We start from the raw sequence: 26,547 nt of genomic DNA, 5'->3' as shown, positions 1-26,547 counted from the left end.
ACCCTAGATTACTAACCGGCCGGTCATTAATGACCCCGTCTTCCTTCAAGGGTGCTCCATGACCGTGTCGTCCTTCATTTCCCCCCGTGGCGGTGCCTGGCTGTTGCTGGGCGCTCTCGCACTGGCCGGCTGCTCGCGGCCGCCCGCGGCCGAAGAACCGCTGCGTTCGGTCAAGGTCGTCCAGGTCGGCGTCAGCGCCTACGACACCGAGCCCGAGTTCTCGGCCGAGGTGAAGGCGCGCGTCGACTCCCGGCTCGGCTTCCGCGTCGCCGGCAAGATCGCCCGCCGCCAGGCCGAACTCGGCCAGCACGTGCAGGCCGGCCAGGTGCTGGCGCAGCTCGATCCGCAGGATTTCCGCCTGGCCGCCGAAGGCGCCAGGGCGCAGCATGCCGCGGCCCTGACCAACCGCGACCTGGCGCTGGCGGACCTCAAGCGCTACCGCGAACTGCGCGAGCAGAACTTCATCAGCGGCGCCGACCTGGAGCGTCGCGAGAGCACCTACAAGGCCGCCCAGGCCCAACTCGAGCAGGCCCAGGCGCAACTGTCCGCCCAAGGCAACCAGACCAGCTACACCTCGCTGGTGGCCGACGTGCCGGGCATCGTCACCGCGATCGAGGCCGAGCCGGGGCAGGTGGTCGCGGCCGGCGCGCCGGTGGTGCGCATCGCCCAGGACGGCGCGCGCGATGTCGTCTTCGCGGTGCCCGAAGACCGCGCGGGCCTGATCAAGCCGGGGTCGGCGGTCACGGTGCGCGGATGGTCCGGCGGCGGCGAATTCGAGGGCAAGGTGCGCGAGGTCGCGGCCAGCGCCGATGCGGTCACGCGCACCTATTCGGTCAAGGTGGCGATCGATGCCGCGACCGCGCCGGCGCTCGGCGCCACGGTCTACGCGCGGCCGAAGGCGCTGTCGCACAGCGGCGCGCCGGTGCTCAAGCTGCCGACCAGCGCCCTGCGCCAGGAGGGCAGCGGCACCGCGGTCTGGGTGCTCGACCCTGCCAGCCTGACGGTGCGCTCGCAGCCGGTGCAGGTCGCGACCGCCGACGGCAACGAGGCCGTGATCGCTTCCGGCCTGGCGCCGGGGATGCTGGTGGTGGCGGCCGGCGTGCATGTGCTGTCGCCGGGGCAGAAGGTGTCGATCTACCGCGACAAGTCGGCGGCTCCGCAGCCGTCGTCGGCGCAGCCGGCCGTGACGGCGCCGGTGGCCGCGCGCTGAGGACGCCGCCATGTCGTCGCAGCAGAACGCCGAATCCGGCAAGGCCGGCTTCAACCTCTCGAAATGGGCCCTGGAACACGCGGCGCTCACGCGCTACCTGATGCTGGTGCTGATGCTGCTGGGCTTCGCGTCCTACTTCCAGCTCGGCCAGGACGAGGACCCGCCCTTCACCTTCCGCGCGATGGTGGTGCGCACCTACTGGCCGGGCGCCACCGCCCAGCAGGTGGCCGAGCAGGTGACGGACAAGCTGGAGCGCACGCTGCAGGAGGCGCCCTACGCCGACAAGATCCGCAGCTACTCCAAACCGGGCGAGTCGCAGATCATTTTCGAGATCAAGGACTCGTCCAAGCCCGGCGAGGTGGCGAACGTCTGGTACACGGTGCGCAAGAAGATCGCCGACATGCGCTCGACCCTGCCGGCCGGTGTCCAGGGGCCTTTCTTCAACGATGATTTCGGCGACGTCTACGGCGTGATCTACGCCCTCGAAAGCGACGGCTTCAGCTACGCCGAGCTCAAGACCTTCGCCGACGACGTGCGCCAGCGGCTCTTGCGCGTCAAGGACGTGGCCAAGGTCGAGCAGTTCGGCGTCCAGGACGAGAAGATCTTCATCGAGGTGTCGCAGAAGCGCATCGCGCAGCTGGGCCTGGACTTCAACGCCGTGCTGGCGCAGATCGGCTCGCAGAACGCGGTCGAGAGCGCCGGCACCATCCAGGCGCCGCAGGACGTGGTGCAGGTGCGCGTGGCCGGCCAGTTCACCAGCGTCGAGCAATTGCGCGCGATGCCGATCCGCGGCAGCTCCGGCAGCCAGCTGCGCCTGGGTGACATCGCCGAGATTCGCCGCGGCTACGTCGACCCGCCGGCGATCAAGGTGCGCCACCAGGGCCGCGAGGTGATCGCGCTGGGCGTGTCGATGGCCAAGGGCGGCGACATCATCGCGCTCGGCAAGGCGCTGCGCGCCACCACCGCCGAGATCGACAAGCGGCTGCCGCTCGGCGTCAAGCTGGTGCAGGTGCAGGACCAGCCGGTGTCGGTTTCCAGGTCGGTCAACGAGTTCGTCAGCGTGCTGATCGAGGCGGTGGCGATCGTGCTGGCGGTCAGCTTCGTCGCTCTCGGGCTGCACAAGGGCGGGCGCTTCGGCTGGTACGTGGACATCCGGCCCGGGCTGGTGGTGGCGATCACGATCCCGCTGGTGCTGGCCGTGACCTTCCTGGCGATGAACTACTTCGGCATCGGGCTGCACAAGATATCGCTGGGCTCGCTGATCATCGCACTCGGCCTGCTGGTGGACGACGCGATCATCGCGGTCGAGATGATGGTGCGCAAGATGGAGGAGGGCTACGACAAGGTGCGCGCCGCCACCTTCGCCTACGACGTCACGGCCAAGCCGATGCTGACCGGCACCTTGATCACGGCGGCCGGCTTCCTGCCGATCGGCCTGGCCAAGTCGGTCACCGGCGAATACACCTACGCGATCTTCGCGGTCACCGTGATCGCGCTGGTGCTGAGCTGGTTCGTCTCGGTCTACTTCGTGCCCTACCTGGGCACGCTGCTGCTCAAGGTCAAGCCGCACGACCCGGATGCGCCGCCGCACGAGCTCTTCGACACCCCCTTCTACAACGCCTTCCGGAAGTCGGTGAACTGGTGCGTGCAACACCGCTGGCTGACCATCGGCGCCACGGTGCTGATGTTCGCGCTCGGCATCGCCGGCATGGGCAAGGTTCAGCAGCAGTTCTTTCCCGACTCCAGCCGGCCCGAGATCCTGGTCGAGATGTGGTTCCCGGAGGGCACGTCCTTCGCGGCCAACGAGGAGGTCGTCAAGCGCGTCGAGCAGCGTCTGAAGGACGAGGAGGGCATTGCCACGGTCACGAGCTGGATCGGCTCTGGCGTGYCGCGCTTCTACCTGCCGCTGGACCAGGTGTTCCAGCAGACCAACGTGGCGCAGCTGCTGGTGCTTTCCAAGGACCTCAAGTGGCGCGAGAAGCTGCGGCTCAAGCTGCCGGCCGTGCTGGCGCAGGAGTTCCCCGAGGCGCGGGGCCGCGTCAAGCTGCTGCCCAACGGCCCGCCGGTGCCGTACCCGGTCCAGTTCCGCGTCGTCGGCGCCGACCCCGCGCAGCTCCGGGCGCATGCCGACGAGGTCAAGGCGCTGATGCGCGAGAACGCCAACATGCGCGGCGTCAACGACAACTGGAACGAATCGGTCAAGGTGATCCGGCTCGAGGTCGACCAGGACAAGGCACGGGCCCTGGGCGTCACCAGCCAGGCCATCGCCCAGGCCTCGCGCACCATGTTCAGCGGCACCACGGTGGGCCAGTTCCGCGAGAACGACCTCCTGATCGACATCGTGCTGCGCCAGTCGCCGGACGAGCGCGAGGCGATCTCGGACATCGGCAACGCCTACCTGCCCACCAGCTCGGGCCGCTCGATCCCGCTGACCCAGATCGCCAAGCCGGTGTTCACCTGGGAGCCGGGCGTGATGTGGCGCTGGAACCGCGACTACGCGATCACGGTGCAGGGCGACATCGTCGAAGGCCTGCAGGGTGCGACCGTGACCAACGAACTGCTGCCGAAACTGCGCGAGCTCGAGGCCAGGTGGCATGCGGCCGGGCAGGGCGGCTACCGCATCGAGGTCGCGGGCGCTGTGGAAGAGAGCAGCAAGGGATCGGCCTCGATCGTGGCCGGCGTGCCGATCATGCTGTTCCTGGTGTTCACGCTGCTGATGCTGCAGCTGCACAGCTTCAGCCGCTCGCTGCTGGTCTTCATCACGGGGCCGCTCGGCATCGTCGGCGTGGCCGGCGCGCTGCTGGTCTCGGGCCGGCCCTTCGGCTTCGTCGCGCTGCTGGGCGTGATCGCGCTGATGGGCATGATCCAGCGCAACGCGGTGATCCTGATCGACCAGATCGAGAGCGACCGCGCCGCCGGCGTGCCGGCCTGGGACGCGATCGTCGAATCGGCGGTGCGGCGGCTGAGGCCGATCGTGCTGACCGCGGCGGCCGCGGTGCTGGCGATGATCCCGCTGTCGCGCAGCGTGTTCTGGGGTCCGATGGCAGTGGCGATCATGGGCGGACTGATCGTCGCCACGGCGCTGACCCTGCTGGCGCTGCCGGCGATGTACGCGGCCTGCTTCCGCGTCAAGCGCGAGACCGGCGAGGCGCCGGGAAGCGTTCCGGTTAGCGTTTAAAATACGCGGTTGACCGATTTCAGGCGGATGGAGCGAAGGCCCCATCCGCCGCAATTTGCCGAAGGCAATGGCGCGAAAGCACGACGCGAAAGCACGACGCGAAGTGCGCCAAGCCACCCTCGGCAATCACCTGAAGAAACTGAAAACTGGAACTGCGCGGGTGGCGAAATTGGTAGACGCACCAGGTTTAGGTCCTGACGTTCGCAAGAACGTGCCGGTTCGAGTCCGGCCCCGCGCACCAGCAAAAAAGACCCCTCAAAAGGAAGACTGAAATGACCGTGAACGTTGAAACCCTCGAGAAGCTCGAACGCAAGATCACGCTGACCTTGCCGGTCGGCACCATCCAGTCCGAGGTCGATTCGCGCCTCAAGAAGCTGGCCCGCACCGTCAAGATGGACGGTTTCCGTCCCGGCAAGGTGCCGATGAACGTGGTCGCCCAGCGCTACGGCTACTCGGTCCACTACGAGGTCATGAACGACAAGGTCGGCGAGGCCTTCTCGCAGGCCGCCAACGAGGCCAAGCTGCGGGTTGCCGGCCAGCCGCGCATCACCGAGAAGGAAGAATCGCCCGAAGGCCAACTGGCTTTCGACGCGGTCTTCGAGGTGTTCCCGGACGTCAAGATCAACGACCTGTCGGGCGCCGAAGTCGAGAAGATCGACGCCGAAGTGGGTGACGAAGCCATCGACAAGACGCTCGACATCCTGCGCAAGCAGCGCCGCACCTTCGCCCAGCGCGCGCAAGACGCCGCGGTGGCCGACGGCGACCGCGTCACGGTCGACTTCGAGGGCAAGATCGACGGCGAGACCTTCCAGGGCGGCAAGGCCGAGGACTTCCAGTTCATCGTCGGCGAAGGCCAGATGCTGAAGGAGTTCGAGGACGCCGTGCGCGGCCTGAAGTCCGGCGACAGCCGCACCTTCCCGCTGTCGTTCCCGGCCGACTACCACGGCAAGGACGTGGCCGGCAAGCAGGCCGACTTCATGGTCACCGTGAAGAAGATCGAGTCCTCGCACCTGCCCGAAGTCAACGAACAGCTCGCCAAGTCGCTCGGCATCGCCGACGCCACGGTCGAGGGCCTGCGCGCCGACATCAAGCGCAACCTCGAGCGCGAGGTCAAGTTCCGCCTGCTGGCGCGCAACAAGAACGCCGTGATGGACGCCCTGATCGCCAACGCCGAACTCGACCTGCCGAAGTCCAGCGTGCAGGCCGAAGTCGACCGCATGATCGAAGGCGCCCGCGCCGAGCTCAAGCAGCGCGGCATCAAGGACGCCGACAAGGCACCGATCCCCGACGACGTGTTCCGTCCCCAGGCCGAGCGCCGCGTGCGCCTGGGCCTGGTGGTGGCCGAACTGGTGCGTGCCAACAACCTGCAGGCCAAGCCCGAACAGATCAAGGCCCACATCGACGAACTCGCCGCCAGCTACGAAAAGCCGGCCGACGTCGTGCGCTGGTATTTCAGCGACAACCGCCGCCTGGCGGAGGTCGAGGCGGTGGTGATCGAGAACAACGTCACGGATTTCGTGCTCGGCAAGGCCAAGGTCAATGCCAAGTCGGTGTCCTTCGACGAACTGATGGCCCAGCAGGGCTGATCCCGCCGGGCGTCGCCGCCATGGGGCTTGTGCTTTGTGGCACGAGCCCCATTTCGTCTGGGTACGTACCCAACCTCTCTGGAGAGCAAACATGAGCGCACAGGACATTCAAGGCCTCGGCATGGTTCCGATGGTCATCGAGCAATCGGGCCGCGGCGAGCGTTCCTACGACATCTATTCGCGCCTGCTCAAGGAGCGCGTGATCTTCCTGGTCGGCGAAGTCAACGACCAGACGGCCAACCTGGTGGTGGCGCAGCTGCTGTTCCTCGAGAGCGAGAACCCTGACAAGGACATCTCGTTCTACATCAACTCCCCGGGTGGCAGCGTGAGCGCCGGCATGGCGATCTACGACACCATGCAGTTCATCAAGCCCGACGTGTCGACCCTGTGCATCGGCTTCGCGGCCAGCATGGGCGCCTTCCTGCTGGCGGCCGGCGAGAAGGGCAAGCGCTTCTCGCTGCCCAACTCGAAGATCATGATCCACCAGGTGCTCGGCGGCGCCCGCGGCCAGGCCACGGACATCGAAATCCACGCCCGCGACATCCTCAAGACGCGCGAGCAGATGAACCGCATCCTGGCCGAGCGCACCGGCCAGTCGTTCGAGAAGATCGCCCGCGACACCGAGCGCGACTACTTCCTGACGGCCGACGAGTCCAAGGAGTACGGCCTGATCGACCAGGTCATCTCCAAGCGCAGCTGAAAGGCCCGCCGCTGAGGCGCGCGCGCAACAACGGCGTTTTCCTTTGGGAAAGCGCCGTTTTTCTTCAGGCCAGCGATGGGCTTGTGGGCTTTCATCTTCGCTATCATTGTTAAACCCCTGTTACGAGGCATCTGCCCATGGCCGAGAAAAAAGGCTCCTCCAGCGAAAAAACGCTTTATTGCTCGTTCTGCGGGAAGAGCCAGCACGAGGTCAAGAAGCTGATTGCCGGACCGTCGGTCTTCATCTGCGACGAGTGCATCGACCTCTGCAACGAGATCATTCGCGACGAACTGCCGGCCGGCGATGACGCGCGCGAGGCGCGCAACGACCTGCCGACGCCGCTGGAGATCAAATCCAACCTCGACAACTACGTGATCGGCCAGGAGCCGGCCAAGCGGATGCTGTCGGTGGCGGTCTACAACCACTACAAGCGGCTGCGCCACAAGGAAAAGTCCAAGGGCGACGACGTCGAGCTCAGCAAGAGCAACATTCTCCTGATCGGCCCGACCGGATCGGGCAAGACCCTGCTGGCGCAGACGCTGGCGCGGATGCTCGACGTGCCTTTCGTGATGGCCGACGCCACCACCCTGACCGAGGCCGGCTACGTCGGCGAGGACGTCGAGAACATCATCCAGAAGCTGCTGCAGAGCTGCAACTACGAGGTCGAGCGGGCCCAGCGCGGCATCGTCTACATCGACGAGATCGACAAGATCTCGCGCAAGTCGGACAACCCCTCGATCACCCGCGACGTCTCGGGCGAGGGCGTGCAGCAGGCGCTGCTGAAGCTGATCGAAGGCACCATGGCCAGCGTGCCGCCCCAGGGCGGGCGCAAGCACCCGAACCAGGACTTCCTGCAGATCGACACCACCAACATCCTGTTCATCTGCGGCGGCGCCTTCGCCGGGCTCGAAAAGGTGATCGAGAACCGCACCGAGGCCTCGGGCATCGGATTCGGCGCTTCGGTCAAGAGCAAGAAGCAGCGCAGCGTCACGGAGGTGTTCCGCGAGGTCGAACCCGAGGACCTGATCAAGTTCGGGCTGATCCCCGAACTGGTCGGTCGGATGCCGGTGGTGGCTTCGCTGGCCGAACTGAGCGAAGACGCCCTGGTGCAGATCCTGACCGAACCCAAGAACGCGGTGGTCAAGCAGTTCACCAAGCTGCTGCAGATGGAAGGCGTCGACCTCGAGATCCGACCCGCGGCGCTCAAGGCCATTGCCCGCAAGGCCCTGGCGCGCAAGACCGGCGCGCGCGGCCTGCGCTCGATCCTCGAGCAGTCGCTGATCGACACCATGTTCGAGCTGCCGAACGCGACCAATGTCGACAAGGTCGTGGTCGAAGAATCCACGATCGACGAGAACAAGCCGCCGCTGCTGGTCTATCGCGAGGCCGCGAAGAAGGCCTGAATGCAGCTGCACCGGACCGCCCCTTTCCGCCAGGCGTCCGGCGTCTTCGACGAAGACCTTGCCCGCGCACTTGAAAAGTGCGCGCGGCCGACCATCTTTCCATGATCAAGTAAAGGATTTCCATGTCCGGTCATACCCCCCTGCCTGCCACCGAGCTCGACCTCCCGCTGCTGCCGCTGCGCGACGTGGTCGTGTTCCCCCACATGGTCATCCCGCTGTTCGTCGGCCGGCCCAAGAGCATCAAGGCGCTCGAGCTGGCGATGGAGGCCGAGCGCCGCATCATGCTGGTGGCGCAGAAGGCCGCCGCCAAGGACGAGCCCTCGGTCGAGGACATGTTCGAGGTCGGCTGCATCTCGACCATCCTGCAGATGCTGAAGCTGCCCGACGGCACCGTGAAAGTGCTGGTCGAGGGCCAGCAGCGCGCCCGCGTGAACCGCATCGATGACGGCGAGACCCATTTCTCGGCCAACGTGACACCGGTCGAGGCGGTCGAGGCCGCGGCCCAGAAGGGCACCGAGGTCGAGGCGCTGCGCCGTGCCGTGATGCAGCAGTTCGACCAGTACGTGAAGCTCAACAAGAAGATCCCGCCCGAGATCCTGACCTCGATCTCGAGCATCGACGATCCGGGCCGGCTGGCCGACACCATCGCCGCGCACCTGCCGCTCAAGCTCGACAACAAGCAGGCTGTGCTCGACCTGGACGACATCAAGGCCCGGCTCGAGAACCTGTTCGGCCAGCTCGAGCGCGAGGTCGACATCCTCAACGTCGACAAGAAGATCCGCGGCCGCGTGAAGCGCCAGATGGAGAAGAACCAGCGCGACTTCTACCTCAACGAGCAGGTCAAGGCGATCCAGAAGGAGCTCGGCGAAGGCGAGGAGGGCGCGGACATCGAGGAGATCGAGAAGAAGATCAAGCTCGCCAAGATGCCCAAGGACGCGCTCAAGAAGGCCGAGAGCGAGCTCAAGAAGCTCAAGCTGATGTCCCCGATGTCGGCCGAGGCGACCGTCGTGCGCAACTACATCGACGTGCTGATCGGCCTGCCCTGGAGCAAGAAGACCAAGATCAAGCACGACCTGGCCAACGCGGAAGCCGTGCTCAACGAGGACCACTACGGGCTCGAGAAGGTCAAGGACCGCATCCTGGAATATCTCGCGGTGCAGCAGCGCGTGGACAAGGTCAAGGCGCCGATCCTGTGCCTGGTCGGCCCTCCGGGCGTCGGCAAGACCTCGCTGGGGCAGTCGATCGCCAAGGCGACCGGCCGCAAGTACACGCGCATGGCGCTGGGCGGCATGCGTGACGAAGCCGAGATCCGCGGGCATCGCCGCACCTACATCGGCGCGCTGCCGGGCAAGGTGCTGCAGAGCCTGAACAAGGTCGGCACGCGCAACCCGCTGTTCCTGCTCGACGAGATCGACAAGCTGGGCACCGACTTCCGCGGCGACCCGTCGAGCGCGCTGCTCGAGGTGCTGGATCCCGAGCAGAACCACACCTTCGGCGACCACTACGTCGAGGTCGACTTCGACCTCTCCGACGTGATGTTCGTCGCCACCTCGAACTCGATGAACATCCCGCCGGCCCTGCTGGACCGGATGGAAGTCATCCGTCTCGCGGGCTACACCGAGGACGAGAAGACCCACATCGCGCTGAAGTACCTGCTGCCCAAGCAGATGAAGAACAACGGCGTGAAGGACGAGGAGCTGCTGATCAACGAGGAAGCGGTGCGCGACATCGTGCGCTACTACACCCGTGAGGCCGGCGTGCGCTCGCTGGAGCGCGAGCTCTCGAAGATCTGCCGCAAGGTGGTCAAGGGCCTGCTGCTGAAGAAGATGGAGCCCAAGGTGCTGGTCACCGGGGCCAACCTCAACGACTTCCTCGGCGTGCGCAAGTACAGCTTCGGCCTGGCCGAGAAGCAGAACCAGGTCGGCCAGGTGGTCGGCCTCGCGTGGACCGAGGTCGGCGGCGACCTGCTGACGATCGAGGCGGTGACCATGCCCGGCAAGGGCGTGATCAGCCGCACCGGCTCGCTCGGCGACGTCATGAAGGAATCGGTCGAGGCCGCGCGCACCGTGGTGCGCAGTCGCGCCCGGCGCCTCGGCATCAAGGATGAAGTGTTCGAGAAGCGCGACATCCACATCCACGTGCCCGACGGCGCGACGCCCAAGGACGGCCCGAGCGCGGGCGCGGCGATGACCACCGCCTTCGTGTCGGCGCTGACCGGTATCCCGGTGCGCGGCGACGTCGCCATGACCGGCGAGATCACGCTGCGCGGCGAGGTCACGGCGATCGGCGGCCTGAAGGAAAAACTGCTGGCGGCATTGCGCGGCGGCATCAAGACGGTGTTGATTCCGGAAGAGAACGCCAAGGACCTGCAGGACATCCCGGAGAACGTGAAGAACGGCCTCGAGATCGTGCCCGTGAAGTGGATCGACAAGGTGCTCGAGATCGCACTGGAGAAGATGCCGACGCCGTTGTCCGACGAAGAGGTCGCGGCCTCTGCGGCTGCGGTCGCCGAACTGGCCAAGCAGCGGGCGGCGACGCCGGTGGAAGGTTCGGTGAAGCATTGAGCTTCGAGAGAGTTGCGGGGCCTCGAAAAATTGCTATATAATTCGAGGCTCGATACGCGGGAATAGCTCAGTTGGTAGAGCGCAACCTTGCCAAGGTTGAGGTCGAGAGTTCGAGACTCTTTTCCCGCTCCATATTCGATAAAAGGAGGCTTCGGCCTCCTTTTTCTTTTTCTGCCGGCATGGCCCGTCGAGGCCGCCGCGCTCAACGCCCCGTTCCGCCTTCCTGCCGTGCCTGGCTGCCGCGATCGTCGCTAGACTCGGCCGCTGGGATGCGCGTCTTCGAGGAGGAGCATGGCGGATTCGGAAAAGAAACTTCAGAGCGAGCAGTTCGTGCTCGGCCTCTCGATCTGGGTGACGTTCGCGATCGCGATCCTTGGCGTCATGCTCGGGCTGTTGGCGGAGTCCCAGTCGATCATCTTCGACGGCCTGTTCTCGGTCATCGACGCGGCCATGTCGATGTTGGCACTGTATGTGTCGAGGCTGCTGCTGCGCGAGGGCAGCCGCAGCTTCCAGTACGGCTTCTGGCACCTCGAGCCGCTGGTGGCTGCGTTCAACGGCATCATCCTGCTCACCGTGTGCGTCTATGCCTTCATCAACGCACTGAAGGGGTTCCTGGACGGCGGTCGGGTGGTGAACTTCGGCAGCGCGGCGGCCTATTCGGTGATCGTCTGCGGGGTCTGCTTCGGCATGTACCTGTACGAGCGGCGAGCCAACAGGCGGCTCGACTCCGAGTTCATCCGCATCGACATGAAGAGCTTCCTGATGTCGGGCTGCATCACGCTGGCGCTGTTCGCGGGCTTCGGCATCTCCCGCCTGCTCGCCGGGATGGGCTACGCGCACCTGGAGCCCTATGCCGACCCGGTGATCCTGATGGTGCTGGTGCTCGGGCTGCTGCCGATCCCGATCGGCATCGTGGCCAAGGCCCTGAAGGAGGTGTTCCTGATCGCTCCCCCCGAGCTGCACTACCACGTGCGCGAGGTCATGGCGGTGATGAAGGAGCGGCACGGCTTCGTCGGCTACCGCAGCTATGTCGCGAAGAGCGGTCGCGTCTACATGGTCGACATCAATGTGGTGGTGCCGACGGATTTCGAGGCCGACATCCACCGTTTCGATACGCTGCGCCAGGACATCGCCAAGCGCCTGTCCGAGTACGGCAGCCTCGACCGCTGGCTGTCGATCACTTTCACGGCCAATCCGGACTGGCTGTGAGGCGTGCGCGCCTCGGCGGTGTTGTAGAATCGCGGGCTTGCCGGGAATGCCCAGCTGGCACACCCTGCAAGCTGGACTCCCGTGGTTTCGACCCGTTCGGAACTGCAAGACTGAAAAGCGTGGCGCGATAGCAAAGCGGTTATGCAACGGATTGCAAATCCGTCTAGCCCGGTTCGACTCCGGGTCGCGCCTCCACCGACATCGGTATCGGAAACGCAGCCCCGCCAACCTACGTTGCCGGGGCTGCTTTCGTTTGCGGTATCGTCGTTGTCCGACCGGAAGCCCGGATGGTGAAATTGGTAGACACATCGGACTTAAAATCCGCCGCTTCCTGAATAAGGGGCATACCGGTTCGACCCCGGTTCCGGGCACCACTACATTACAAGGGAGCAAGACATGCCTCGCTACAACGCTCCGTTCGAAATCCATGTGCACGGCGATGTGCCGCTGCGTTCCGACGTGAGCTTCGAGCAGATCCAGGAAGCGCTCGCCCCGCTCTGGAAATACGCCGGCGCCAAGTCGCTGGCCGATGGCGCCACCAGCGTCTACGAAGAAGAGCCGGGCATCCGCTTCGAGCAGAAGGAACACATGCTCCAGATCTGCTGGACCGTGGCCGGCGACGAGGACTTCCGCCAGGCGCTCGACGAGATGTGCATGGCGCTCAACGAGTTGTCCGAGCAGGGCGCGGCGCTCGAGGTCACCTTCTACGACACCGACTTCGACGAGGAAGAGGGCGACCCCGACGAGGAATCGCGCGACGATTTCCTGATGCTCTTCGTCGGCCCGAATCCGGCCGCGATCATGCAGGTGCAGCGCGACCTGCTGGTGGAAGACGTGGTGAACCTGATGGAACGCCACTTCGACGGCGCCGAGCTCGGCGGCGTGGTGGCCGAGATCGACAAGCTCTTCGGTGACCGCTTCGACGCCCTGGTGAACTCGCTCGAGATCGGCAAGCGCCCGCGCGGCGGCACCGGCGGTGCCGGCAGCGGCGGCCATGGCGGCGGCCGCCGTCCGCGCCACCGGCACTAGCGCTCCCTCGCGTTCCTGACGCGGGGCGGCCACGCCGCTCCGCTATGCTCGGCGACCTTCCTTTCACGGAGTCCTCGCTTGGCCCTGTTTCCCCAGTCCGCCCTCCAGCCCGGCGTGCGCAAGCGCGAGGTGTTCGGCTGGGCGATGTACGACTTCGCCAATTCGGGCTACACGACGGTGGTCATCACCGCCGTGTTCGCCGCCTATTTCGTCGGCGGCATCGCCAAGGGCGCGCCCTGGGGAGCCTTCGCCTGGACCGCGGCGCTCAGCATCTCGTACGCGATCGTGATGGTCACGATGCCCGCGATCGGCGCCTGGGCCGACCTGCACGCGGCCAAGAAGCGGGTGCTCGTCACCGTGACCCTGGCCTGCGTGGCGGGCACCGCGGCGCTGGCCCTGACGCCGCGCCTGGCGGGTCCCTATGCCGTGGCGCTCGCGATGGCGTTGGTGATCGTCTCCAATGCCTTCTATTCCTACGGCGAGTCGCTCACGGGCGCCTTCCTGCCGGAGCTCGCCACCGCCGAGGGCATGGGCAAGGTCAGCGGCTGGGGCTGGGCCTTCGGCTACCTCGGCGGCATGCTGGCGCTGGGCCTGTGCCTGGCTTATGTGCTCTCGGCCCAGGCGCGGGGATTGCCAGCCGCGCATTTCGTGCCGGTCACGATGCTGATCACGGCAGCGATCTACGGCGCGGCGGCCTGCGTCACCTTCGCGCTGCTGCCCGAGCGCGCGCTGCCGCAGCAGCGCGGTGCCGGCCGGAGCGCCTGGCAGCAGTTGCGCGACACCTTCAGGGAGGCCCGCGCCTACCGCGACTTCATGTGGCTGCTGGCCTGCACCGTCTGCTACCAGGGCGGCGTCGCGGTGGCGATCACGCTGGCGGCGATCTACGCCGAGCAGGTGATCGGCTTCGTGCCCAGCGAGACGATGGTGCTGATCTTCGTGCTCAACATCGCGGCCGCGCTCGGCGCCTTCGCCTTCGGCTACCTGCAGGACCGGATCGGCCATCGGCGCTCGCTCGCGGGCACTTTGGTCGCCTGGATCGCGGTCTGCCTGATCGCCGCCTCGGTCAGCACCAAGGGCGGCTTCTGGTGGGCCGCCGCGATCGCCGGCCTGGCCATGGGGTCCAGCCAGTCGGCCGGGCGCGCCATGACCGGCATCCTGGCGCCGCCGCGCCAGCTGGCCGAGTTCTTCGGCCTCTGGACCTTCGCCACCCGGCTGGCCAGCATCGTCGGGCCGCTGAGCTACGGCGCGATCACCTGGGCGACCGGCGGCAACCAGCGGATCGCGATCCTCGCGACCTCGGTGCTGTTCGCGGGTGGCTTGCTGCTGCTTCTGCCGATCGACATGCGGCGCGGGCGGGAAGCGGCGCTGCGGGCCTGAGGCCGGGCCGCCCCAGGCTCAGTCGGGCGCGGCGCCCTTGGCCAGGCGGTAGCGCGTGCCGTCGAAGCGCAGCAGGCGCGACTTGAAGGCCTGCGGCCGCTCCTGGGTCACGCATTCGTCGCCCAGCGGGCTCGATCGGCTGTCGGAGCGGGCCTGGCGCAGGATCAGGTCGGCATAGCCGCTGCTGGAGGCGCGGGCGACCGACAGGCTGCCGCGGACGGTTTCGAAGCTGCCGGTGCAGTTGGTGTCCCATTCGCCTTGTTCCAGCGTCAGCTCGAGGCGATCGAGCACCTTGGCGAGCTTCGGGCCCTGCGGCACATAGAGCGTGAGGGTCTCGTTCGAATAGGGATTGGCGCGCGACGAACCCTGGCGCAGGATGCGCAGCCCGAAGGCGCGCGCATCGGGCGCCAGCGTGTAGCGCGCGCCGTCGACCCGGATCTCGCCGATGCGCACGGCGTCCTCGGTCAGCGCCTCCTCTTCGAACAGCCGGCTCACGACCTTGGCCCGTTCGGTGTTGCCGTTGTCGGCCTGCTGAACCAACAGCACGTCGAGGTCGAACCCGGTGGTGCCGGGCTCCGACGCGGGGCGCGGCAGCGGCAGCACCACGATGAAGCGACCCGGCACGCCGCGCCATGGCTCGCACACGGCACGCTCGTGGTCGAGCGCCCGTTTCGGGTGCAGCTTGGCATGCATGCGCTCTGCCAGGCCGGTGTCGCAGGCCGCCTGGGAGGCGATGCCGAAGGTCGCCAGCAGCCAGCCGAGAAGCAGTGTGCGGCGAAGGCGGCGCATCAGGCGGTCGCCGCGAGCCAGCGGGCGGCCGCGGCGTTCAGGGATTCGGGGGCGCCGCTGCTCAGCAGGCACAGGTCGCCGATGCCTTCGGTGCGCTGCGTGCCGGCCTGGGCGAGCAGCCGCCGCGTCTGTTGCGCCACGGGGGCGCCGGTATCGATGAAGCGGACCGCCTCACCGGTGTGGCGGCGCAATTCGTCGGCGATGAAGGGGTAGTGGGTGCAGCCCAGCACCAGCGTGTCGAGCTGGCCGTCGCCGCTGCCGAAGCATCCTGCGGCGGCCGAATACTGTTCGCACAGCGCCGAGATCCGCGCCGCGTCGGAGCGCTCGATGGCGCCGGCCAGGCCGTCGCAGGCCACGATGCTGAAGGAGGCCTGTCCGGCCAGCGAGGCGAGCAGGGTCTGGAACTTGCGGCTCTCGACGGTCACGCGGGTCGCCAGCACCGCGATGTGCCCGGTTCGGCTCAGCGCCACCGCGGGCTTGAGCGCGGGCTCGACGCCAACCACGGGCAGCGCCGGATGGTCGGCGCGCAGCCGGTGGATCGCGGCCGCGGTCGCGGTGTTGCAGGCCACCACCAGCGCCTTGATCCGGTGCGCATCGAGCAGATGGCGCGCGACCGCGGCGCTGCGCTCGGCGACGAAGGCGTCGCCGCGCTCGCCGTACGGCGCATGGGCGGTGTCGGCGAAGTAGACGAAGCGCTCGTGCGGCAATGCCTCGCGCAGCGCGTTGAGGACGCTCAGGCCCCCGACGCCGCTGTCGAACACGCCGATCGGATCGTCGGCATGCACGGGACCATCGACGCGCGCCAGGTTCAAGCCGGTTCCAGCGTGATGGTCTTGAACTCGCCGCTGGCGATGCGCTTCTGCCATTCGGCCGGGCCCGTGATGTGGGCGCTGGTGCCGCCGGCATCGACCGCCACCGTCACCGGCATGTCGACCACGTCGAACTCGTAGATGGCTTCCATGCCGAGGTCCGCGAAGCCGACCACCTTGGCCGTCTTGATGGCCTTGCTCACGAGGTAGGCGGCGCCGCCGACGGCCATCAGGTAGGCGCTCTGGTGCTTCTTGATGGCCTCGATCGCGACCGGGCCGCGCTCGGCCTTGCCGATCATCGCGATCAGGCCGGTCTGGGCCAGCATCATCTCGGTGAAGCCGTCCATGCGCGTGGCGGTGGTCGGGCCGGCGGGGCCGACGGCCTCGTTGCCGACCGGGTCGACCGGGCCCACGTAGTAGATCACGCGGTTGGTGAAGTCCACCGGCAGCTTCTCGCCCTTGGCCAGCATGTCGGAGATGCGCTTGTGGGCGGCATCGCGGCCGGTCAGCATCTTGCCGTTGAGCAACAGCGTGTCGCCGGGCTTCCAGCTCGCGACTTCGGCCGGCGTGAGCTTGTCGAGGTCGACCCGCTTGCTTTTGTTGGTGTCAGGCTGCCAGTCGATCTTCGGCCAGAGGTCGAGCGAGGGCGCCTCGAGGTACACCGGGCCCGAGCCGTCGAGCACGAAATGCGCGTGGCGGGTGGCGGCACAGTTCGGGATCATCGCGACCGGCTTGCTGGCCGCGTGCGTCGGATACATCTGGATCTTGACGTCGAGCACGGTCGAGAGGCCGCCCAGCCCCTGCGCGCCGATGCCCAGCGCATTGACCTTCTCGTACAGCTCGATGCGCAGCGCCTCGACCTTGGTCAGCTCGGCGCCCGAGGCCTTCTTGGCCTGCAGCTCGTGCATGTCGAGGTCGTCCATCAGGCTTTGCTTGGCCATCAGCGCGGCCTTCTCGGCGGTGCCGCCGATGCCGATGCCCAGCATGCCGGGCGGGCACCAGCCGGCGCCCATGGTCGGCACCGTCTTGAGCACCCAGTCGACGATGCTGTCGCCGGGATTGAGCATCGCCAGCTTGCTCTTGTTCTCGCTGCCGCCGCCCTTGGCCGCGACCGTCACTTCGACCGTGTTGCCCGGGACGATCTCGGTGAAGATCACGGCCGGCGTGTTGTCCTTGGTGTTCTTGCGGTCGAACTGCGGATCGGCCACGACCGAGGCGCGCAGCGTGTTGTCGGGGTGGTTGTAGCCGCGCCGCACGCCTTCGTTGATGGCGTCGTCCAGGCTGCCCGTGAAGCCGCCCCAGCGCACGTCCATGCCCACCTTCAGGAACACGTTGACGATGCCGGTGTCCTGGCAGATCGGCCGGTGGCCGGTCGCGCTCATCTTGCTGTTGGTCAGGATCTGCGCCATCGCGTCCTTGGCCGCCGGGCTCTGCTCGCGCTCGTAGGCGCGGGCCAGATGGGCGATGTAGTCGGCCGGGTGGTAGTAGCTGATGTATTGCAGCGCGGCGGCAACCGACTCGATCAGGTCGGCTTGCTGAATGGTGGTCATGGTGGGGAGATTTCTTGTGAGTGGGGACGCCCGGCGATTATCTCAGCCGCAAAAAACCTCCGCCCGCCTCACCTCGCGGCGGCCCGCGCCTCCTCGATCCAGCCATCGAACAACGGCTGGTGGACCCGGATCCAGCCGTCGACGTGGCGCTCGACGTCCCGCTGGCTGTTGGCGCCCTGGCTCATGCGCAGGTTCTGGGCGTTGATGTCGGCGATCGGCAGCTTCATGACCTCGAACAGGCGCCCGGCCGCCGGGTTCTTCGCGACGAAGTCCTTGTTGGCGACGATCTGCTGTTGGTTGGCCAGGAAGCCGTAGTTTCTGCCGTTGGCAAGCCGGGTGTCGACGCTGTCGCCCTGCGAGGACGAGAACGGCACCTGCAGCCAGACCACGTCCGTGCCCGGCCGCAGCACGGCGCTGACCCAATACGGCGTCCAGGTGTAGTAGAGGATCGGCTGGCCCTGCTTGAAGCGGGCGATGGTGTCGGCCATCAGCGCGGCATAGCTGCCTTGCTTGTGGGTCACGCTGTCGCGCAACTGGTAGGCCGTGAGGTGGTTCTCGATCGCCAGTTCGCAGCCCCAGCCGGGGTTGCAGCCGGTCAGGTCGGCCTTGCCGTCGCCGTCGGTGTCGAAAAGCTTCGCGATCGCCGGGTCCTTCAGCTGGTCGATGCGGGTGATGTTGTACTGCTCGGCCGTCTTCCTGTCGATCAGGTAGCCCTGGACCGCACCGTCCGCATAGACCCCCCGGCGGGACAGCCTGGCGTCGCCGCCGCTGTTCCTGTAGAAGTCGGCGTGCAGCAGGTTCCAGTGGTTGGCCATGAAGGTGGCGTCCCCGTTGGCGATCGCCAGGTGCTCGGTGGCGGGTTCGAGGTCCTTCATCGGTTCGACCGCGTAGCCGAGCTTCTCCAGGGCCCTGGACACCAGCAGCGTCTGGAACATCTCTTCCGCCAGCGAACTCTTGAGCGGCTGCACAGTGACGCCCTTGCCCGGCAGGCCATTGGCGCGGGCTTGGGTGGCGAGGCCGAGGACGAGCAGGCCGATGGCCAGCAGGCCGCGTGCGACGGGGCGGGTTCTCTTCATGCGTCGGATTCCTTCGAAGGTCATGGCGGGGCCTTTCACTGCGCTTGCGTGGACAGGGCCGCGACGGGTTCGCTCTCGCTGCGCGAGGGGCGCACCAAGCGATGCAGCAGGCGCAGCGCGAAGCCGGCCGGTCCGGTGTGCCACCAGCGGCGCCCGGCGCTGCGGCGCGACCGTCCCATGGCCTGGGTCAGGCGGTCGAGCGAGATCGCCAGCAGCACGATGCCCAGGCCGCCGACGGTCGCCAGGCCCATGTCGAGCCGGCCGATGCCGCGCAGCACCATCTGGCCCAGCCCGCCGACGGCGATCATCGAGGCGATCACCACCATCGACAGCGACAGCATCAGCGCCTGGTTGATGCCCGCCATGATCGACGGCATGGCCAGCGGCAGCTTCACCTTCACGAGCATCTGCCAGGGCGACGCACCGTAGGCGCGGGCGGCCTCGATCAGGTCGGGCCGCACCTGGCGCAGGCCCAGGTTGGTCAGGCGCACCAGCGGCGCCAGCGCGAAGACGATGGTCACGATCACGCCCGGCACGTTGCCGATGCCGAACAGCATCACCACCGGCACCAGGTAGACGAAGGCGGGCGTGGTCTGCATCGCGTCGAGCACCGGGCGCATCAGGCGCTGGGCCCGGTCGCTGCTGGCCAGCAGCACGCCCAGCGGCAGGCCGATCACCATACAGAACACCAGGGAGGTCAGCACCAGCGACAGCGTGACCATGGCTTCGGACCAGATGCCGAGCAACGCCACCAGCAACAGCGACACGGCGGTCCCGATGGCGAGCTTGCGGCCGGCGAACTGCCAGGCCAGCAGGCCGATCAGCGCGATCATGGCCAGCGCCGGGAGGCCATTGAGAAGGCCTTGCACCCAGGTCAGCATGCCGTCGATGGGCAGCCGCACGGTCTGGAAGAAGGGGCGGAAATGCGCGACCACCCAGCCGAGCCCCTGGTTGATCCAGGATTCGATGGGCAGGGAGCCATCCCAGAGGCGATTGAGCTGGAGGCCGCCGGCCATGGGGTCGACCGATCCGGCCAACTGCTGCGCCGCGTCGACCGGGGCCGGTGCGTCGAGCCAGTCGCTGGCCGCGGACGCATCGGGCGTGGCCGAGACGCTGGCCCAGGGGTCGGTCGACGTTGGCGGCGGCAGCGACGCCATGGCGTCGTTCAACGGGGCGATTTCGGAAGGAAGTGCGGTGTCGTTCATCAAGGGATCCTTCGGGGTCAGTGCGTTTCGGCGACGGCCACGGCGGCCGCAGGCTCCATCGGCGGCGTGTCGCGGTCGAGGAACTTCAGCAGCGTGGTCTTGCTGATGGCACCGCAGAAGCGGCCGTCGCCGGCCACCACCGGCACGGCGCACGGCGCCTGCGCGACCTGGCCGAACAGGCCGGCCACGGGCGCATCCGCCGCGATCGGCGGCAGCGCATTCAAGAACGCGTGTTGCAGGCCGAGCGGGCCCGAATGCCCGTCGAGGGCCGCGCGCAGCGTGTCGGCCGACACCGTGCCCAGGTAGCGTTTTCCGGCGTTCACCACGTAGGCATGGTCGCGGTCCTGGTCCTCGAGCAGCTTGAGCGCTGCGCGCGCGCCGCGTTCGGCGTGCTCGGAGACCACGGTGAGCGACTGGCGTGCGATGTCCGCGGCCTTGAAGACCGCCGCGGCATCGACGCCGCGCACGAAGCTGCGCACGTAGTCGTCGGCCGGGCTGCGCAGGATCTCGTCGGGCGTGCCGACCTGGATCACGTGGCCGTCCTTCATGATCGCGATGCGGTCGCCGATGCGCATCGCTTCGTCGAGGTCGTGGGAAATGAAGACGATGGTGCGGCGCTGGGCCTGCTGCAGCCGCAGCAGCTCCGACTGCATCTCGGTCCGGATGATCGGGTCGAGCGCCGAGAAGGCTTCGTCCATCAGCAGGATGGAAGGGTCGGAGGCCAGTGCGCGCGCCAGGCCCACGCGCTGCTGCATGCCGCCCGAGAGCTCGTCGGGATAGCTGTCGCCCCAGCCCGCGAGCCCCACCTGGGCCAGCGCCTGGTCGGCCTGTTCGAGGCGTTCCTTCCTGCTGGCGCCGGCGAGTTCCAGGCCGAAGGCGGTGTTCTCGCGCACCGTCATGTGCGGCATCAGGGCGAAGGACTGGAACACCATGCTGATGTCCTTGCGGCGCAACGCGCGCAGCTTCGCGTCCGAGTGCTCGTTGATGTCGGCGCCGTCGATCACGATGCGCCCGGCGGTCGGCTCGATCAGCCGGTTGAGCAGGCGCACCAGCGTGGACTTGCCCGAGCCCGAGAGGCCCATGATGACGAAGATCTCGCCGGCCTGGATCTCGAAGGTGGCGTCGAACACGCCGATCGACTGGCCGGTGCGCGCCAGGATCTCCTTCTTGGAAAGGCCTTGGCGGACCAGGTCCAGGGCTTGTTCCGGCTCGTCGCCGAAGACCTTGAACACGTGATCGATGAGAATTCCTTTGGCCATGGGCGGGGGCTCCTTGTGTGAAGGGTGGACAGGGCGCCGCCCAGGAGGGCGACGGCGGCCACGCCACCAGCCGATGGGGGTCCGCGGAGGGCGCGTGCAACGGCCCGGCGAGCCTCAAGGGCTGCCGACAGGCACTGAAGACGACGTGGCGACGAAACCAGTGCCCACCGGATGCTTCATTCGCAGGGCAGCGGGCCTGGTCGAGGGGCGCCGCCTGGATGAGCGTGGTGTAGCAATGGGACCGGAAAGATCCGGCCGGTTGCCGGGCTGGACCCGGCGGGAGAGGATCCTGCACCGCGACGGGATTCGGAGATCCGCGAGTAGTGCAGGGTGATCAACATGACTAGTCGATCGTCTGGGAGGTCGAATTATAACTTTTTGACATGAAGAGTCAAGCCTAGGCAGGACTATCAAATGCGATCCATTCTTGTTTGCGACGATACTCGGCCTAGCGCCCGGTGAATGGCCGGTCCCCATCCCTGACAGAGGAGTTCTTTCATGACGACATCCCCCAAGACCCGCATCGAACGCGACACCTTCGGCCCGATCGAGGTCCCTGCCGACAAGCTATGGGGCGCGCAGACCCAGCGCTCGCTGCAGAATTTCGACATCTCCGGCGAGCAGCAGCCGCGCGAGATCATCCGGGCCCTGGCGCAGGTCAAGCGTGCCTCGGCGGTGGTCAACCACGCGCTCGGGCTGCAGGACGAGAAGAAGACCCAGGCCATCGCCGCCGCCGCCGACGAAGTGATCGCCGGCAAGCACGCCGACGAGTTCCCGCTGGTGGTCTGGCAGACCGGCTCGGGCACGCAGACCAACATGAACGTCAACGAGGTGCTGGCCAACCGCGCGAGCGAACTGCTGGGCGGCGAGCGCGGCGAAGGGCGCCTCGTGCACCCGAACGACGACGTCAACCGCAGCCAGTCGTCGAACGACGTGTTCCCGACCGCGATGCACGTGGCGGCGGTCGAGGCGATCACGCACAAGCTGCTGCCGGCGATGGCCAGGCTGCGCGGGACGCTGGACAGGAAATCCAAGGACTTCGCCGACATCGTGAAGATCGGCCGCACCCACCTCCAGGACGCCACGCCGCTCACGCTGGGCCAGGAGTTCTCGGGCTACGTCGCGCAACTCGCGCACGGCGAGGCGCATGTGCGCGCCGCGTTGCCGCACTTGTGCGAGCTGGCGCTGGGCGGCACCGCCGTGGGCACCGGGCTGAACGCGCCCAAGGGCTATGCCGAACAGGTGGCGGCCGAACTGGCGAAGCTCACCGGCTTGCCCTTCGTCACGGCACCGAACAAGTTCGAGGCGATGGCCAGCGTCGACGCGCTGGTGCACGCGCACGGCGCCTTGAAGACCCTGGCCGCCAGCCTGATGAAGATCGCCAACGACGTGCGCTGGCTCGCCAGCGGCCCGCGCAGCGGCATCGGCGAGCTCAGCATTCCCGAGAACGAGCCGGGCTCCTCGATCATGCCGGGCAAGGTCAACCCGACGCAGAGCGAGGCGGTCACGATGCTCGCGGCCCAGGTGTTCGGCAACGACGTCGCGATCAACTTCGGCGGTGCCTCCGGCAACTTCGAGCTCAACGTGTTCCGCCCGATGGTGGCGCACAACTTCCTGCAGAGCGTGCGCCTGCTGGCCGACGGCATGGTGAGCTTCAACGACCATTGCGCCGTCGGCATCGAGCCGAACCGCGAGCGGATCACCGAACTGGTCCAGCGCTCGCTGATGCTGGTGACCGCGCTCAACACACACATCGGCTACGACAAGGCGGCCTTCATCGCGAAGAAGGCGCACAAGGAGGGCAGCAGCCTGCGCGAGGCGGCGATCGCGTCGGGGCACCTCACGGCCGAGCAGTTCGACCAGTGGGTGGTGCCGGAGAACATGACGGGGCGCCTCGGGTGAGCGAGGCCGTCAGTCAGTGGCTGTCGTCGAGCGATCGCGACATCAGCCGGTCCGTGTAGGCGATCGCAATCGCCGACAGCAGGAAGGTGATGTGGATCGCGGTCTGGGCGATCAGCACGCGGTCGGTGTAGTTGTCCGCGTTGATGAAGGTCTTGAGCAGATGGATCGAGCTGATGCCGATGATGGCGGTGGCCAGCTTGACCTTCAGCACCGAGGCATTGACGTGGCTCAGCCATTCGGGCTGGTCGCGGTGGCCTTCGAGGTTGAGGCGGCTCACGAAGGTCTCGTAGCCGCCGACGATCACCATGATCAGCAGGTTGGAGATCATCACCACGTCGATCAGCGCCAGCACCACCAGCATGATCACGGTCTCGTTCAGCGTCGTGACCGGCGCGGCGGTCTTGTAGCCGATGCTGGTGACCAGGGCTTCGAGCGCATCCGTGCTGCCGAAGGCGGCCTCGACCAGGTGCGTGAGCTCGACCAGGAAATGCATCACGTACACGGCCTGGGCGACGATCAGGCCCAGGTACAGCGGCAATTGCAGCCAGCGGCTGGCGAAGATCAGGTTGGGGAGCGGACGCAACGGCGAGACTTTGCCGCGTTTCGGAAGAAGGGTGTCGTCGTTTGACATCGAAAGGTTTCGGCGGGCTTTGCCAACAACTGTAAACGCGCGATTCTAGGGGCTGCCCAATGAGGCCTTGCGCCGCTTGGGGTCGTTAATATGTCCCGTCAGTCGGCAGTAAGTGCGGGACCCGACATTACCGCCCGTCATCACGTTTGGTACAGGAGACAAGAATGAGCAGCGCATCCACGATCGAATCCGTCCTGGTCGAGAACCGAGTTTTCCCGCCCGACGAGCGGGCCAGCCAAGGGGCGCGCATCGCCAGCATGGCGGCGTACGAAGCGCTCTGCAAGGAAGCCGCGGACGACTTCGACGGCTTCTGGGCGCGCCAGGCGCGAGCCAACGTGGTGTGGACCAAGCCCTTCACGCGCACGCTCGACGAATCGAACGTGCCTTTCTACAAGTGGTTCGAGGACGGCGAACTCAACGCTTCGGCCAATTGCCTGGACAAGCACATCGGCACGCCGGTCGAGAACAAGACCGCGATCGTCTTCGAGGCCGACGACGGCGTGGTCACCAAGGTCACGTACAAGGAACTGCTGGCGCGCGTCTCGCAGTTCGCCAATGCGCTCAAGGCCGAAGGCATCCGCAAGGGCGACCGGGTCATCATCTACATGCCGATGACCATCGAAGGCGTGATCGCGATGCAGGCCTGCGCCCGCATCGGCGCCACCCACAGCGTGGTGTTCGGCGGCTTCTCGGCCAAGGCGCTGCAGGAACGCATCATCGACGCCGGTGCGGTGGCGGTGATCACCGCCAACTACCAGTTGCGCGGCGGCAAGGAACTGCCGCTGAAGGCGATCGTCGACGACGGCATCGACCTGGGAGGCTGCGAATCGATCAAGACCGTGCTGGTCTACCAGCGCACCGCGACCGCCTGCCGCATGGTGGCCGGGCGCGACAAGACCTTCGGCGAGGCCCTCCAGGGCCAGAGCAGCGAATGTCCGCCGGTGCCGGTGGGCGCGGAGCATCCGCTCTTCATCCTCTACACCTCCGGCTCTACCGGGAAGCCCAAGGGCGTGCAGCACGCGACCGGAGGCTACCTGCTGTGGGCCAAGCTCACGATGGACTGGACCTTCGACATCCGTCCGGAGGACGTGTTCTGGTGCACCGCCGACATCGGCTGGATCACCGGCCACACCTACGTCGCCTACGGTCCGCTGGCTGCCGGCGCCACGCAGGTGGTGTTCGAGGGCATCCCGACCTTCCCGCATGCGGGCCGCTTCTGGCAGATGATCGAGAAGCACAAGGTTTCGATCTTCTACACCGCGCCGACCGCGATCCGTTCGCTGATCAAGGCCGCCGACAGCGACGAGAAGGTGCACCCGAAGAACTGGGACCTGTCGTCGCTGCGCATTCTCGGCACCGTGGGCGAGCCGATCAATCCCGAAGCCTGGATGTGGTACCACCGGCACGTCGGCGCCGAGAAATGTCCGATCGTCGACACCTTCTGGCAGACCGAGACCGGCGGCCACGTGATCACGCCGCTGCCGGGCGCCACGCCGTTGGTGCCGGGATCGTGCACGCTGCCGCTGCCCGGCATCATGGCCGCGATCGTCGACGAGACCGGCAAGGACATCCCGAACGGCGCCGGCGGCATGCTGGTCATCAAGCGGCCCTGGCCTTCGATGATCCGCACCATCTGGAACGACCCGGAGCGCTTCAAGAAGAGCTATTTCCCCGAGGAAATGGGCGGCACGATCTACCTCGCGGGCGACGGCGCGGTGCGCAGCGCCGACCGCGGCTACTTCCGGATCACGGGGCGCATCGACGACGTGCTCAATGTCTCGGGCCACCGGCTGGGCACCATGGAGATCGAGTCGGCGCTGGTCGCCAAGACCGATCTGGTGGCCGAGGCGGCCGTGGTGGGCCGGCCCGACGACCTCACCGGCGAGGCGGTCTGCGCCTTCGTGGTGCTCAAGCGCGGACGGCCGGCCACGGAAGACGAAGCCCGCAAGATCGCCGCCGAACTGCGCAATTGGGTGGCGAAGGAAATCGGACCCATCGCAAAGCCCAAAGACATCCGCTTCGGCGAGAACCTTCCGAAGACGCGCAGCGGTAAGATCATGCGGCGCCTGCTGCGCAGCCTTGCCAAGGGCGAGGCCATCACCCAGGACACCTCGACGCTCGAGAATCCGGCCATTCTGGAACAGCTCGGCCAGGCCTATTGAGCGCCTGGTCTCCCTGGCGCAGCGGCAGTTCAATCAACTTCAGGGAAAACAAAAATGGGATTGAGAACCGCTGTGCTGCTGGTGGTCGTGCTGCTGATCGCGGCACTGGCCGCGTTGAACTGGGGCACGATCGCGACGCCCACATTGATCTCGATCGGCTTCATGCAGGTCACCGCGCCGCTGGGCCTGATCATGCTGGGCCTGACCGCGCTGCTGGGCATCTTCTTCGTGGCCTACGTGGTCTACCTGCAAAGCTCGATCCTGCTCGAGACACGCAGGCACACCAAGGAGATGCAGGCCCAGCGCGATCTCGCCGACAAGGCCGAGGCCTCGCGCTTCACTGAGCTGCGGAATTTCCTCGAGGCCCAGGAGAACGCGCACATGGCACGCAATGCCGAACGACACGCGGCGCTGCTCGCGCGGATCGAACAGTTCGAAGTTGCCGCGAGGCAGCGTGCCGAGCAGTCCGAAAACACGATCGCGGCCCACATGGGCCAGTTGGAAGACCGTCTCGAACGCCGGCCGGTGCCCACGCCGGCCGCGATGCCGCCGGCAGTCTGAGCGGCGCTGCCCGTTCGGCTCTCTATTTGGTCGACAGCACCCAGGCCGCGAGCTTCTTCGCATCGGCTTCGCTGACCTGGTTGTTGGCCGGCATCGGCACCGGCCCCCAGACGCCGGCGCCACCCTTCATGATCTTGGTCGCCAGCAGGTCGGCGGCGCCCTTGGTGTCCTTGTACTTCGCTGCAATGTCCTTGAAGGACGGCCCCAGCACCTTGCGGTCGACCGCGTGGCAGCTCATGCAGTTCTTCGAAGTGGCCAGCGCCAGGTCGGCGAAGGCGGGCGCGGCGCAGAGGAGGCCGGCGGCAGCAAGGACGAGCGCTTTTTTCATGGGGGCTGGCAGTCGTGGG

20 protein-coding genes and 4 tRNA genes are annotated in these 26,547 nt (G+C 66.9%); 16 read left to right on the top strand and 8 right to left on the bottom strand.

Annotated elements, in window-relative coordinates; translation table 11 throughout:
- Positions 1-58: 58 nt before the first annotated feature.
- From AB4Z46_RS06455 to AB4Z46_RS06395, 13 genes are all read left to right on the top strand, one after another.
- Positions 59-1,210, top strand: a complete 1,152-nt coding sequence (locus AB4Z46_RS06455) for an efflux RND transporter periplasmic adaptor subunit (protein WP_442282649.1) — start codon at positions 59-61, stop codon at positions 1,208-1,210.
- Positions 1,211-1,220: 10 nt separating this feature from the next.
- Entirely contained in the window at positions 1,221-4,388 is a 3,168-nt protein-coding gene (locus AB4Z46_RS06450; RefSeq protein WP_442282648.1) for an efflux RND transporter permease subunit, read from the top strand.
- 154 nt (positions 4,389-4,542) lie between these two features.
- Positions 4,543-4,629: transfer RNA gene (locus tag AB4Z46_RS06445), tRNA-Leu, on the top strand.
- A 31-nt stretch (positions 4,630-4,660) separates the two neighbouring features.
- Positions 4,661-5,974, top strand: a complete 1,314-nt coding sequence (gene tig / locus AB4Z46_RS06440) for a trigger factor (RefSeq protein ID WP_442282647.1) — start codon at positions 4,661-4,663, stop codon at positions 5,972-5,974.
- Positions 5,975-6,065: 91 nt separating this feature from the next.
- Positions 6,066-6,674 (top strand): ATP-dependent Clp endopeptidase proteolytic subunit ClpP, encoded by a 609-nt coding sequence (clpP, locus tag AB4Z46_RS06435; protein WP_442282646.1) that lies wholly within the window; start codon positions 6,066-6,068, stop codon positions 6,672-6,674.
- 137 nt (positions 6,675-6,811) lie between these two features.
- Positions 6,812-8,077 carry an ATP-dependent Clp protease ATP-binding subunit ClpX gene (clpX, locus tag AB4Z46_RS06430; protein WP_442282645.1) on the top strand — a complete coding sequence of 422 codons (1,266 nt, stop codon included), beginning with the start codon at positions 6,812-6,814 and terminating at the stop codon, positions 8,075-8,077.
- 122 nt (positions 8,078-8,199) lie between these two features.
- Positions 8,200-10,641: an endopeptidase La gene (gene lon / locus AB4Z46_RS06425; RefSeq protein ID WP_442282644.1), complete on the top strand. Its 2,442-nt coding sequence runs from the start codon at positions 8,200-8,202 to the stop codon at positions 10,639-10,641.
- Between the two features lie 56 nt (positions 10,642-10,697).
- Positions 10,698-10,773: transfer RNA gene (locus AB4Z46_RS06420), tRNA-Gly, on the top strand.
- A gap of 159 nt (positions 10,774-10,932) precedes the next feature.
- The gene (locus AB4Z46_RS06415) at positions 10,933-11,850 is read left to right on the top strand and encodes a cation diffusion facilitator family transporter (protein ID WP_442282643.1); all 918 of its coding nucleotides are present in this window, start codon (positions 10,933-10,935) and stop codon (positions 11,848-11,850) included.
- 121 nt (positions 11,851-11,971) lie between these two features.
- Positions 11,972-12,045 (top strand) — tRNA-Cys (locus AB4Z46_RS06410).
- Between the two features lie 86 nt (positions 12,046-12,131).
- Positions 12,132-12,224, top strand: a tRNA-Leu gene (locus AB4Z46_RS06405).
- A gap of 22 nt (positions 12,225-12,246) precedes the next feature.
- Positions 12,247-12,879: a DUF6806 family protein gene (locus AB4Z46_RS06400; protein ID WP_442282642.1), complete on the top strand. Its 633-nt coding sequence runs from the start codon at positions 12,247-12,249 to the stop codon at positions 12,877-12,879.
- A 78-nt stretch (positions 12,880-12,957) separates the two neighbouring features.
- Positions 12,958-14,256 carry an MFS transporter gene (locus AB4Z46_RS06395; protein ID WP_442282641.1) on the top strand — a complete coding sequence of 433 codons (1,299 nt, stop codon included), beginning with the start codon at positions 12,958-12,960 and terminating at the stop codon, positions 14,254-14,256.
- An 18-nt stretch (positions 14,257-14,274) separates the two neighbouring features.
- Here AB4Z46_RS06395 and AB4Z46_RS06390 read toward each other — a convergent pair whose 3' ends face one another.
- The 6 genes from AB4Z46_RS06390 to proV all read right to left on the bottom strand — a co-directional run bounded on the left by AB4Z46_RS06390 (position 14,275) and on the right by proV (position 20,944).
- Positions 14,275-15,045: a hypothetical protein gene (locus AB4Z46_RS06390; RefSeq protein ID WP_442282640.1), complete on the bottom strand. Its 771-nt coding sequence runs from the start codon at positions 15,043-15,045 to the stop codon at positions 14,275-14,277.
- On the bottom strand, positions 15,045-15,857 hold the full coding sequence (gene murI, locus AB4Z46_RS06385) for a glutamate racemase (RefSeq protein ID WP_442282639.1): 813 nt from the start codon (positions 15,855-15,857) through the stop codon (positions 15,045-15,047). The genes AB4Z46_RS06390 and murI overlap by 1 nt, the downstream gene beginning before the upstream one ends.
- Positions 15,854-17,404: a fumarate hydratase gene (locus AB4Z46_RS06380; RefSeq protein ID WP_442282638.1), complete on the bottom strand. Its 1,551-nt coding sequence runs from the start codon at positions 17,402-17,404 to the stop codon at positions 15,854-15,856. Before AB4Z46_RS06380 ends, murI begins: the two co-directional genes overlap by 4 nt.
- Before the next feature lie 68 nt (positions 17,405-17,472).
- The gene (proX, locus tag AB4Z46_RS06375; RefSeq protein ID WP_442282637.1) at positions 17,473-18,480 is read right to left on the bottom strand and encodes a glycine betaine/L-proline ABC transporter substrate-binding protein ProX; all 1,008 of its coding nucleotides are present in this window, start codon (positions 18,478-18,480) and stop codon (positions 17,473-17,475) included.
- A gap of 35 nt (positions 18,481-18,515) precedes the next feature.
- Positions 18,516-19,685, bottom strand: coding sequence for a glycine betaine/L-proline ABC transporter permease ProW (proW, locus tag AB4Z46_RS06370; protein ID WP_442282636.1), 1,170 nt, complete (start codon positions 19,683-19,685; stop codon positions 18,516-18,518).
- 17 nt (positions 19,686-19,702) lie between these two features.
- A complete protein-coding gene (proV, locus tag AB4Z46_RS06365) occupies positions 19,703-20,944 on the bottom strand; it encodes a glycine betaine/L-proline ABC transporter ATP-binding protein ProV (RefSeq protein WP_442282635.1) in 1,242 nt (413 codons plus the stop codon).
- Positions 20,945-21,442: 498 nt separating this feature from the next.
- Between proV and fumC the strand changes: the two genes are divergently transcribed.
- Positions 21,443-22,846 carry a class II fumarate hydratase gene (gene fumC / locus AB4Z46_RS06360; RefSeq protein WP_442282634.1) on the top strand — a complete coding sequence of 468 codons (1,404 nt, stop codon included), beginning with the start codon at positions 21,443-21,445 and terminating at the stop codon, positions 22,844-22,846.
- 13 nt (positions 22,847-22,859) lie between these two features.
- Here the strand turns inward: fumC and AB4Z46_RS06355 are convergent, their stop codons facing one another.
- Positions 22,860-23,477, bottom strand: coding sequence for a YqhA family protein (locus tag AB4Z46_RS06355; RefSeq protein WP_442282633.1), 618 nt, complete (start codon positions 23,475-23,477; stop codon positions 22,860-22,862).
- Positions 23,478-23,641: 164 nt separating this feature from the next.
- Here AB4Z46_RS06355 and acs point away from each other — a divergent pair, with 164 nt between their 5' ends.
- Positions 23,642-25,639 (top strand): acetate--CoA ligase, encoded by a 1,998-nt coding sequence (gene acs, locus AB4Z46_RS06350; RefSeq protein WP_442282632.1) that lies wholly within the window; start codon positions 23,642-23,644, stop codon positions 25,637-25,639.
- Between the two features lie 54 nt (positions 25,640-25,693).
- Positions 25,694-26,200: a LapA family protein gene (locus AB4Z46_RS06345; RefSeq protein WP_442282631.1), complete on the top strand. Its 507-nt coding sequence runs from the start codon at positions 25,694-25,696 to the stop codon at positions 26,198-26,200.
- A 22-nt stretch (positions 26,201-26,222) separates the two neighbouring features.
- Here AB4Z46_RS06345 and AB4Z46_RS06340 read toward each other — a convergent pair whose 3' ends face one another.
- A complete protein-coding gene (locus AB4Z46_RS06340; RefSeq protein ID WP_442282630.1) occupies positions 26,223-26,528 on the bottom strand; it encodes a c-type cytochrome in 306 nt (101 codons plus the stop codon).
- Positions 26,529-26,547: the final 19 nt, after the last annotated feature.

Origin of the sequence: Variovorax sp. M-6, assembly GCF_052114385.1 — a bacterium.
GTDB lineage: Bacteria > Pseudomonadota > Gammaproteobacteria > Burkholderiales > Burkholderiaceae_C > Variovorax.
Note: the sequence above shows the minus strand (reverse complement) of the source record. Positions and strands in the feature narration are given on the sequence as shown.